This is a genomic window from Flavobacterium sp. (assembly GCF_041392005.1).
Taxonomy (GTDB): domain Bacteria; phylum Bacteroidota; class Bacteroidia; order Flavobacteriales; family Flavobacteriaceae; genus Flavobacterium.
Genome location: NZ_JAWKMX010000007.1, coordinates 76,916 through 87,625 on the forward strand (window position 1 = coordinate 76,916; position 10,710 = coordinate 87,625).

The following is a 10,710-nucleotide window of genomic DNA, read 5'->3' on the forward strand; positions in this document are numbered from 1 at the left end:
TTTAAGTATTTTAAAATGGTTTAATCAGTCAAATTGTCGTAATTAATAACAAAATGAGTTTTTTGAAATCACTATTTGGAGAAGGAAACAATGACGAATCGTCAAAAATGAATTGGATTGCATTGGCATCTTTACAGCAATTAGATGAAATTATCGAGCAATCAACCAGTAAGGCTATTGTTATATTTAAACATAGTACACGTTGTGGTGTTAGTCGAATGGTACTTAATCAATTTGAAAAAGAATATCTTTCAGAAGATAAAGTAGATTTATATTTTCTAGATTTATTAAATCATCGCGACATTTCAAACGAAATTGCTAATCGATTTGAGGTTGTTCATCAATCGCCTCAATTGCTATTAATTAAAAATGGAGTAGTGGTTTACGATGCTTCGCATAATGATATAAATGCAATGGAATTGGAAAATTTTATATAAAAAAAGCAACTCAATTAAGTTGCTTTTTTTGTTACCGCCTAAATTTATTATTAATAATTATGTTTTTAAGTTTTGCCTTTAAATCTTCGCCAGTATCATAAATCATTTGTTCGTTTGTAGGAAAAGGAACAGCTCGTTTATCGAAATAGTGATAATAGCTTTCTTCACAAGCTCTTTTATCGCCGTTGTAGGTAGCATAAATGTAATCGAAAATAAATTCGCTGCTTATAGGAAACGCATCAATTAATTGATTGTTTTTGAAGTCGATATAATCAACCTTTGCGGTAATTTGGCACGATTTATTTTGCGTAAATTCATAAATATCGATACGGATATCCTTCATTTTATCTACTTTAATAGGATTTCCCAAACTATCTTTAACTACATTTCCATTAGTATCTAATAGCGTAGTGGTGCCGTCTTTTATTTGTTTTTCTTTAATAAATTGCTTTTCGCGAATTTGTTCGGGCGAAATATTAATTTGGCGGAAATTAACAATCATACCATAATCGTAAGCAATATTTTTTTGTTTGTTGCTGTTGTAAACCGTCCAAGTATCGTTTAAGCCATACGTACTAAAATCGAGTAAATCGTTTTGTAAACGTTCAGGTATAACCATTCCGGTTTCGTTTTTGGTATAAACATATACATAATCAGTTCCTTTTGCTAGCGCTTGGTCAAGTAAAGTAGTAGCATTTTCATAATTTCCATTGAGCTCAAGCAAATATTGCAAATCGTCGTAAGCTTTTCTAAAATCCATTTTATTGTTCGATTTTAGTAAACTTTGCGCATTGTTATATAGGTAATTAGAAAGTTCTTTTTTTGATAAAATTAATTTTTCATTATAATCGACCAAATTAAATTTTGCGATTCTATTTTCTTTAATAAAAGATAAAGGTAGTAATGGTTTAATTTTTTCTTGACGATTTTTTAATTGGTTATAAATAGTAAAAATTTGCTCGTAATTAGCAGGATTGTTTTCTTTTTTCAACAAATTAATTCGGTCTAAATCGCGTTCGTTTGCTTTTGCAAAGGCTTCTTCAAGTATGTAAATATAGTCTTGCTTGCCTTTTGCTGTTTTATTTTTTTGAAGTGCTTCTACAGCTCTATTTATAGCAACATCGTAGTTGCCCGAGTTTAAAAACGTTTGCGTTTGTTTTAAGCTACAACTTATTGTTAAAATACTCAAAAAGAGTAAGGTAATTTTTTTCATATTTAATAATCCACAAAAAATTTAAAAACAATATATTTTAAAATATGTTACTTAATTGGTGGTGCTGGTAATAGTTTGCTAGAACATTCGCCAAAACCAATTCGAACCTTTTCGTTTTTACAATAGCCACGAATAATTACTGTATCGTTATCATTTATAAATTTTCGTTCGCTACCGTCTTTCATTTTTATTGGATTTTTTCCACCCCATGTTAACTCAAGCATAGAGCCAAAACTATCTTCGGTAGGACCAGATATTGTTCCACTTCCCATCATGTCTCCAGAATTAACACGACAACCATTTACAGTATGATGTGCTAGTTGTTGCGACATTGACCAATACATATATTTAAAATTCGATTTTGAGACTATAGTTTCTTCTACATTTTCGGGTTGTATAGCAACTTCTAAATGAATATCGAAAGCATGTTCTCCTGTTTGTTGTAAATAGGGCAGTGGCTTTGGGTTTTGCTCTGGCCCTTTTACTCTAAAAGGAAGTAAAGCGTCCATAGTTACAATCCATGGCGAAATAGACGAAGCAAAATTTTTGGCTAAAAATGGGCCAAGTGGTACATATTCCCATTTTTGAATGTCGCGAGCACTCCAATCGTTAAATAAAACCATTCCAAAAATATATTCTTCGGCTTCTTCAATAGGAATAGGTTCGCCCATTAAGTTAGCATCGGTTGTAATAAAAGCAGTTTCTAATTCAAAATCTACTCGTTGAGACGGACCAAAAATAGGTTGGGTTTCGCCCAAAGGCAACGTTTGCCCATTTGGTCGTTTTACAGGAACACCGCTTGGTACAATGGTAGAACTTCTTCCGTGATAACCTACAGGAATATGCAACCAGTTTGGTAACAATGCGTTTTCTGGATCGCGAAACATTTTTCCTACATTGGTAGCATGCTCTTTACTGCTATAAAAGTCGGTATAATCGCCTATTTGCACAGGAAGTAACATTTCAATTTCTGAAACATCAAACAAAATAATTTCGCAATGTTTTTCATTATCACGAAGTTTAGGGTTTTTCGCATCAAAAAGTTCAGCTAAACGATTTCGAACTAAACGCCATGTTTTTTTTCCATCCGAAATAAAATCATTTAGCGTATCTTGCATAAACATATCGTCTGTAAGTTCAATACCTTCAAAATACCCTAAGCGTTGTAAAGCGCCCATATCAATGGCGGTATTTCCAATTCGCGAACCTATGGTAATATCATTATTTTTAGTTATAAAAACTCCAAACGGAATATTTTGAATGGGGAAATCACTATTTTCTGGAACTAAAATCCAAGATTTTCGAGTGGGGTCGTTGGCTATATTTGGCATATTATAAGTTGATTTGTTGTTTATAAATTATGAACCAAATATAAACTTTACTGTGAATTTAACAAACCTTTTTCGTAATTTTGACCAAATTTTAACGAATACAACAAAAAAATGCAACGCGACGAACAAATTTTTGATCTTATTCTTGACGAGCAAGACAGACAACAACACGGAATAGAGTTAATTGCTTCTGAAAACTTTGTTAGCGACCAAGTAATGGAAGCTGCAGGTTCGGTTTTAACAAATAAATATGCCGAAGGTTATCCAGGCAAACGTTATTATGGAGGCTGTGAAGTAGTTGATATTGTAGAACAAATTGCAATAGATAGAGCTAAAGCACTTTTTGGAGCAGCTTATGCAAATGTTCAACCACATTCGGGTTCACAAGCAAATACTGCTGTTTTTGCTGCTTGTTTACAACCAGGTGATAAAATTTTAGGTTTCGATTTATCGCACGGAGGACATTTAACACACGGTTCGCCAGTAAATTTTTCGGGAAAATTGTACAATCCAGTTTTTTATGGTGTAGATAAAGAGACTGGACGTTTAAATTACGATAAAATTCAGGAAATTGCTTTAGCAGAAAAACCAAAATTAATTATTGCAGGAGCTTCTGCGTACTCTCGTGATATGGATTTTAAGCGATTTAGAGCGATTGCAGATAGTGTTGGAGCCTTATTGTTAGCCGATATTTCACATCCTGCGGGTTTAATAGCAAAAGGCTTGTTAAGTGATCCTATACCGCATTGCCATATTGTAACAACAACAACACATAAAACACTTCGTGGGCCTCGTGGAGGCATGATTTTAATGGGGAAAGATTTTGAAAACCCTTGGGGTTTAAAAACGCCAAAAGGCGATATTAGAATGATGAGTCACGTACTTGATATGGCGGTTTTTCCAGGAAATCAAGGCGGACCACTAATGCACATAATTGCAGCTAAAGCAGTTGCTTTTGGCGAGGCACTAACCGATGCGTTTTTTCGTTATACGTTACAAGTTCAAAAAAATGCAAAAGCTATGGCAGCCGCTTTTGTTGCAAGAGGATATAATATAATTTCGGAAGGAACCGATAATCATATGATGTTAATTGATTTACGCAATAAGAACATTACAGGTAAAGAAGCTGAAAATGCTTTGGTAAAAGCCGAAATTACCGTTAATAAAAATATGGTACCGTTTGATGATAAATCTCCATTTGTAACTTCGGGAATAAGGGTAGGAACACCAGCTATTACTACACGTGGATTAGTTGAAGCGGATATGGAAACTATAGTTGCCTTTATGGATAAAGTAATCACTAATTATCAAGATGAAGCGATATTAGAGCAAGTTGCCGAAGAAGTAAACGATTTTATGGCAGATAAGCCAATGTTTGTTTTTTAATTGAAAGTTCATTTTAAGATGTTAAATAAAAAATCCGAGTTATATGGCTCGGATTTTTTATTTATAATTTGTGTTTTTTAATTACTTTCCATCTCTATCAACCTTAATTTTTTCGGCTCTATTAGCTAATTCCCACGCTAAAGCAAAAGCCAATTGTGTTCGTTTTGTTAAGGCATCGTATTCAATTTTATCAGGTGTATCTGTAGGTAAGTGATAATCTTCATGTGTACCGTTAAAAAAGAATATAGCAGGAACACCGTGTTTTGCAAAATTGTAATGGTCAGAACGGTAATAAATACGTTCAGGATCGTTACGATCGTTGTATTTATAATCTAGGTTTAATTGGGTATATTTTGCATTCATTTCTTCGTTTATTTGATGCAATTCGCTACTCAATCTATCGGAACCAATTACATATACATAATTGTTAGACTCGCTATGTGATTTATCGCGTCGTCCAATCATATCAATATTAATATCTGCAACAGTTTTTTCTAATGGATAAAGTGGATTTTCAGAATAATAGCGCGAACCGTGTAAACCGTGTTCTTCGCCAGTAACGTGTAAAAACAAAATAGAACGTTTTGGTCTATATCCATCTTTTACCGCTTTATTAAATGCTTTTGCAATTTCTAGCACAGCTACTGTACCAGAACCGTCGTCATCGGCTCCGTTATAAATTTCGCCATTCTTCATTCCTACATGGTCGTAATGAGCCGATATTACAACTACTTCGTCTTTTTTGTCTGTCCCTTCTATATAAGCCCAAATATTTTCGGAATCAGGAAGTTTAGGAGCAAATCCTTTTGCCATAAACGCTGATGGTACTTTTTGATACCAACCATCAGCTGCAGGTGGATAACTAATTCCATTTTTTTCGTATTGAGAAATTAGATAATTCCCAGCTCTTTTTTGTCCTTCAGAGCCTGTGTCTCTACCTTGGTTTTCATCGGAAGCAATAACGTAAAGATTTGTTTTTAAATCGTTTGTTGAAATGGCTTGTAAATATTGGTTTACAGTAGCTTTTTTAGTTGTATTTTTAGATGTTGAACAACTTGTAGCTAAAGCAACAAGAACAAAAAAACATATTTTCTTAGTCATTTTTTTAAGCATTAATTTTTATCAAATATAGTATTTTTTTTACAGGTAAAATTTTTTATTTGACAATAAAATAAAAAAGTCTGCTGGTTAGAGCAGACCTTAGAATTAAATAAAAACCCAATTAACTAAAAAATATGTTGGTATAATTGTATAGCTTTTGGAAACAAAATATTGTTTTCAAGATGAATATGTTTGTGTAAGTCTTCTTGAAACTCGTTAAGCATTTGAAATGTAACTTTATAAGTGTTGCAAGCATCTGCTGGAGGCGTGTAAGTATTACTTAATGTAGAAATTTTTTCGAATCTTTCGCCTTCATTTTCATGTTCGTGTTTCATCATGTTAATGGGGTTCTCTATATTTCCAAAAGCTACTTTGTTTATAAGAGTGTTAGTTGAAGAAGCGTGAATCATTTTTTTAATAAAGGGAAATAATAATAGTTCTTCTTTTTTCATGTGTTGCGTTAACTCGGCTACACTTGTTTTAAATAAGGTGTTAATTTCAAAAAGCTCAGGATGTTTTTCGCCATGAACTTTTGTTAATTTATTTAAAAACGTTAGAATTATAGCTGATTTTTCTTCAACATAACGATGATGTGTTTTTTCGATATAATCTGTTAATATATCTATTGTCCACGAGTTATAATCATTATTTTCTGAAGTTGTGCTACCATTTACAATTAAATTTAATAAATAATCTTCTTTTATATTTTTGTTCTCGCATACTTCACTAATGGTTCGGTTGCCTTTACAGCAAAAATCTATTCCTAATTTAGAAAATACACTAGCTGTTTTATAGTTTTGCGCAACTATTTCGCCTATTGTTGTTGTTTTATTTATTGTCATGGTTTGTAATTTATAGGCAAAATTATGGTATACTTAATTTTTATTTTATGATTATAATCACAATACATTTTTTTGCTATTTTGATAAAGTATCTTCTTTTTTATCGTAAAATTGTTTGTCAGATAGCATTTTTATTAATCAATATTAATAAAAACAACTAAATTGTAAGATGGGTAAATTTTTAAACTAGTTTATTAAATTTAAGTCTAAAATTTAGAAATTTTAGATTAGATTTTAATTTAAAAGTAGGAATAAAATATAAATAAAAAACCCTAACTAATTGATAATCAATTGATAGGGTTTTAATTCCGCGGAGAAAGAGGGATTCGAACCCCCGGACCTGTTACAGTCAACAGTTTTCAAGACTGCCGCATTCGACCACTCTGCCATTTCTCCAATAAAAGTACACATTTCTGCGTTGCGAGTGCAAATATAGAAACCTTTTTTTTTCTAAAAAAGGAAATTGACAAAAAAATTATTTTTTTTTCAAAACATTGTTATAAGTGTTTGATTTTCAAAAATAATAGAATGGCGAAAATAATTTATAGGTGCTTCGTTTACCTATTTTATTTAATATATTTGCGCGGTAAATTATAAGAATGGATTTTGAATTACAATATTTACTACTTATTCCTATTGGTTTTGTGGCTGGTTTTTTAAATACGGTAGCAGGAGGAGGAACTTTATTAACACTACCAGCTTTATTATTTTTAGGACTTCCTGCTCCATTAGCAAATGGAACGAATAGAATTGCAATTTTAATTCAAACCTTTACAGCTGTAAAAGGTTTTAAAAGTAAAGGAGTTTCTACTTACCCGTTTAGTTTATATCTAGGCATTGCTGCTTTTATGGGGGCAATTATTGGAGCTAATTTAGCTTTAAATATTGATGGCGTTTTATTTAATCGTATTTTAGCCTTGATTATGATAGGGGTTCTGCTAGCAATCCTTTTTAATACCAAGCAAAATTATCTAAATTTAGCAGCACGTACTACTGGTAAATATTTGTATATAGCAATTGTTGTTTTTTTCTTTTTAGGAATTTATGGTGGTTTTATAAATGCTGGAATAGGTTTTTTAATGTTAGTTATTTTGCCACGTTTAAATAAACTTTCATTATTGCAATCGAATGTAACAAAAGTATATGTGGTAGCAATTTATACCATTGCAGCAGTTATTATTTTTGCGTTAAACGATAAAATTAATTATGTATTAGCTTTTATTCTTACAATAGGAAACGCCACTGGTGCATGGGTTGGTAGTAGGTGGAGTGTAAAAAAGAACGATAAAATTATACGCTATTTTTTAATCGTTACAATAATGGCTTTAGCTATTAAATTGTGGTTTTTTGGCTAGTAGTTTACATATTCTACAATTTCTAATCCATAACCAATCATTCCAACTCGTTTTGTGTTTGCTGTACTGTTAGAAAGTAATCGGAGTTTAGAAATATCTAAATCGTGTAATATTTGAGCTCCAATGCCGAAATCTTTGGCATCCATTTTAATTTTTGGAGCTTTAAGTTCGCCTTGTTCTTGTAACTGTTTTAATTCGGTTAAACGCGATAATAATTCTAACGAACGAATTTCTTGATTAATAAAGATAACAGCGCCTTTTTCTTCTTCGTTAATGCGTTTAAACATATCGTCTAACTTTTGGTCAACATTGTTGGTTAATGTTCCTAAAATATCGTTATTAACTTGTGTAGAGTTAATTCGGGTTAAAATTTTTTCGCCAGCACTCCACGTTCCTTTTGTTAGCGCAATATGAACTTGTTTGTTTGTAGTTTGAAGATAAGCACGTAGTCTAAAATTACCAAATCGGGTTTGTATAGTAAAATCTTCTTTTCGTTCTATTAGACTGTCGTGTTGCATTCTATAAGCAACTAAATCTTCGATAGAAACCAATTTTAAATCGAATTTTTTTGCCACTTTAACCAGTTGAGGCAAGCGTGCCATAGTGCCATCTTCGTTCATGATTTCTACAATAACGCCAGCAGGTTTAAAACCTGCTAAACGAGCAAAATCGATAGCGGCTTCGGTATGACCTGTGCGACGTAAAACGCCACCTTGTTTAGCAATTAAAGGAAAAATATGCCCAGGACGAGCTAAATCGTAAGGTTTAGTGTTTGGGTCGAGTAGTGCAGTTATGGTTTTGGCTCTATCGGCAGCAGAAATACCAGTGGTAACACCATTGCCTTTTAAATCTACAGAAACAGTAAAAGCAGTTTCCATATGATCGGTATTGTTGCGAACCATAGTGTGTAAATCGAGTTGTTTGCATCGGCTTTCGGTAAGCGGAGCACAAATTAAACCACGACCGTGTGTTGCCATAAAATTAATCATTTCGGGGGTTACTTTTTCGGCAGCAGCTAAAAAATCGCCTTCATTTTCACGGTTTTCGTCATCTACTACAATAATAACTTTTCCTTGACGAATATCTTCAATGGCTTCTTCTATAGTGTTGAGTTGTATGTTGGTTGACATTTATGTAGTGGTTTGTTTTGTGTTGGTTATTTTATAAAATAGTTTTTTAAAAGGTTCTGTAATCCAATCAAAGTTAAGCATAACTCCTATATCATTAGTAGCTCTGTAGGTTAAAAATATAGCTAAAGGGGTTAATGTTAACGATGAGAGCCAAACACCTAGAGCAGGGTCTAAAGCATCTTCTTGAGCTAATTTTTTTCCAAATAAGTTTAAAAAGTGATAAGCAATAAAAATAATAATAGCAAAAACCATTGGTAAGCCTAAACCACCTTTTCTAATAATAGCGCCAAGTGGTGCGCCAATAAAAAACATTAACAAACAAGAATAGGCAACCATAAACTTTTCATGATAAACGATCCAATGGGCATTAATGTTTTTCTTTTTATTTTCTAAATTGGATCTTGCCATTGTTATAGACGAAATTGTGCTAGTAACGTTGTTTTTGGCTAGTTCTAAAATTTGCTTTTTTTCGCTAGTAGTTGTAGCATAATCGAGTATAGTGTTCGATTGTATTGCGGTTGTTTTGGTAGTAGTTTTTTCAGTATTTTTAGTATCAGAAGTTTCATCTTCACTTAGTAGAAGTTGAGTTTTTTTAGGACTGCGCTGTGCTGCGCTTACATAACGTATTACGGCATTTTCACTATAGGATACTACATCTTTAGAAAAGTTGTTTTGAAGCGAATCTAAGGCGTAATTTAATTGGCTAATATTTAGCATTTTTTCTGTAGTAATATTGCCATCGTCTTTTTTATCGTTTTGGTTTAGTTTCGCCAAATCGATATTTACAATATACTTTTGAAAACTACTTTTAGCAAAAGGTAACTTTTTACCTTCGTTATAATTTTTTGGAATTATATTTTCATAATAATTTCCATCTAATAGTTCTAATTGAAGCACATTTGGTTGCACATCGCCTTTTAAAATCCCTTTTTTTGCTTTTATAACGGTATTTGCACCAGCACCTGTTTTTTGGTTTTTGATGTGCATGGTAACATTGGTTAAAAATTGACCGTTATCGCCAGATTTATCTTCTACTTTAATATTAATATTACCAATTGTATTAAATTGTCCTTTTGCTATTGCCATTGCGGGTTTTAGCTGTAAAATTTCTTTGCGCAAATTTAAAAAGCGATATTGCGATTCTGGAATTACGTTGTTGGCAAAGAAAAATGTAATAAAACTTAATAGCAAAATGGCAAACGATAGCATTTTCATAGCGCGCTGTAGCGAAATTCCAGACGATTTCATAGCGGCAAATTCATAATTTTCGGCAAAACTACCAAAAGTCATAATTCCTGCTAATAAAACCGATAGTGGTAAAACCAAAGGAACTACAGTGGGTGCATAAAACGATAAAAATTTTATTATGGTAAAAGTGTCTAAATCTTTACCGGCTAAATCGGCAATAAACAGCCAAATACCTTGTAAAATGAATATAAAAAATAAGATTACAAATACCGAAATAAATGTAATCATATATTGTTTAATGATGTATTTATCTAAAATTTTCACCCAACTATTTTAATCCAACCTATTAATGTAATAGTCTTTATATTTTGATTCGGTAAAGGTAAAATGATTTTTTGATAATGGCTGGTTTGTTTTAAAAGAATTAACAGTTAAAGTTGTTTTTGTGCCATTTTTTCCAACTTCTATTAGGTTGTAAATGTTTTTTGTTTGTTGGTCTATACCAATTAGTATTTCTTTTCGTTGGTCTTTAGAACTAATCGGTATTAATTTTACATACTGAATTTTGCGTCCTTTTACGTTTTGTAAAATATCCCAACTGTATTTAAAACCAGAGTTAAAAAAAGTTAACATTCTATTAGGTGTAATAGCATCTTTATCGTTTTCATCAAATTTAGAAATGGTTATTTCTTCATCTTCAGGAACTATTGTGTAAACTTTTTTACCA

General features: G+C 32.0%; 10 protein-coding genes and 1 tRNA gene. 3 read left to right on the plus strand and 8 right to left on the minus strand.

Annotation, left to right across the window (positions count from 1 at the left end; all coding sequences use genetic code 11):
• Window positions 1-53 precede the first annotated feature (53 nt).
• Window positions 54-437, plus strand: a complete 384-nt coding sequence (ytxJ, locus tag R2808_RS05555) for a bacillithiol system redox-active protein YtxJ (RefSeq protein WP_371269970.1) — start codon at window positions 54-56, stop codon at window positions 435-437.
• Between the two features lie 31 nt (window positions 438-468).
• Here ytxJ and R2808_RS05560 read toward each other — a convergent pair whose 3' ends face one another.
• Both R2808_RS05560 and fahA read right to left on the minus strand, forming a co-directional pair.
• Complete coding sequence (locus R2808_RS05560) at window positions 469-1,650, minus strand: hypothetical protein (protein WP_371269971.1); 1,182 nt, start codon at window positions 1,648-1,650, stop codon at window positions 469-471.
• Between the two features lie 47 nt (window positions 1,651-1,697).
• Window positions 1,698-2,981 (minus strand): fumarylacetoacetase, encoded by a 1,284-nt coding sequence (fahA, locus tag R2808_RS05565; RefSeq protein WP_371269972.1) that lies wholly within the window; start codon window positions 2,979-2,981, stop codon window positions 1,698-1,700.
• A gap of 111 nt (window positions 2,982-3,092) precedes the next feature.
• On the opposite strand from fahA, the gene glyA reads away from it, so the two are divergent.
• Entirely contained in the window at window positions 3,093-4,367 is a 1,275-nt protein-coding gene (glyA, locus tag R2808_RS05570; RefSeq protein ID WP_371269973.1) for a serine hydroxymethyltransferase, read from the plus strand.
• 81 nt (window positions 4,368-4,448) lie between these two features.
• Here the strand turns inward: glyA and R2808_RS05575 are convergent, their stop codons facing one another.
• From R2808_RS05575 to R2808_RS05585, 3 genes are all read right to left on the minus strand, one after another.
• Window positions 4,449-5,468, minus strand: coding sequence for a M28 family metallopeptidase (locus R2808_RS05575; protein ID WP_371269974.1), 1,020 nt, complete (start codon window positions 5,466-5,468; stop codon window positions 4,449-4,451).
• A gap of 125 nt (window positions 5,469-5,593) precedes the next feature.
• Window positions 5,594-6,310 carry an iron-sulfur cluster repair di-iron protein gene (gene ric / locus R2808_RS05580; RefSeq protein ID WP_371269975.1) on the minus strand — a complete coding sequence of 239 codons (717 nt, stop codon included), beginning with the start codon at window positions 6,308-6,310 and terminating at the stop codon, window positions 5,594-5,596.
• Between the two features lie 311 nt (window positions 6,311-6,621).
• Window positions 6,622-6,706: transfer RNA gene (locus R2808_RS05585), tRNA-Ser, on the minus strand.
• A gap of 203 nt (window positions 6,707-6,909) precedes the next feature.
• On the opposite strand from R2808_RS05585, the gene R2808_RS05590 reads away from it, so the two are divergent.
• Complete coding sequence (locus tag R2808_RS05590; protein ID WP_371269976.1) at window positions 6,910-7,665, plus strand: sulfite exporter TauE/SafE family protein; 756 nt, start codon at window positions 6,910-6,912, stop codon at window positions 7,663-7,665.
• Here R2808_RS05590 and ribB read toward each other — a convergent pair.
• The 3 genes from ribB to R2808_RS05605 form a co-directional block, all read right to left on the minus strand.
• Window positions 7,662-8,795, minus strand: a complete 1,134-nt coding sequence (gene ribB / locus R2808_RS05595; protein WP_371269977.1) for a 3,4-dihydroxy-2-butanone-4-phosphate synthase — start codon at window positions 8,793-8,795, stop codon at window positions 7,662-7,664. The genes R2808_RS05590 and ribB overlap by 4 nt on opposite strands.
• Window positions 8,796-10,307 (minus strand): LptF/LptG family permease, encoded by a 1,512-nt coding sequence (locus R2808_RS05600; RefSeq protein ID WP_371269978.1) that lies wholly within the window; start codon window positions 10,305-10,307, stop codon window positions 8,796-8,798.
• Window positions 10,308-10,316: 9 nt separating this feature from the next.
• Window positions 10,317-10,710, minus strand: a 394-nt coding sequence (locus R2808_RS05605) for an outer membrane lipoprotein carrier protein LolA (RefSeq protein WP_371269979.1), incomplete at its 5' end; no start/stop codon positions are given.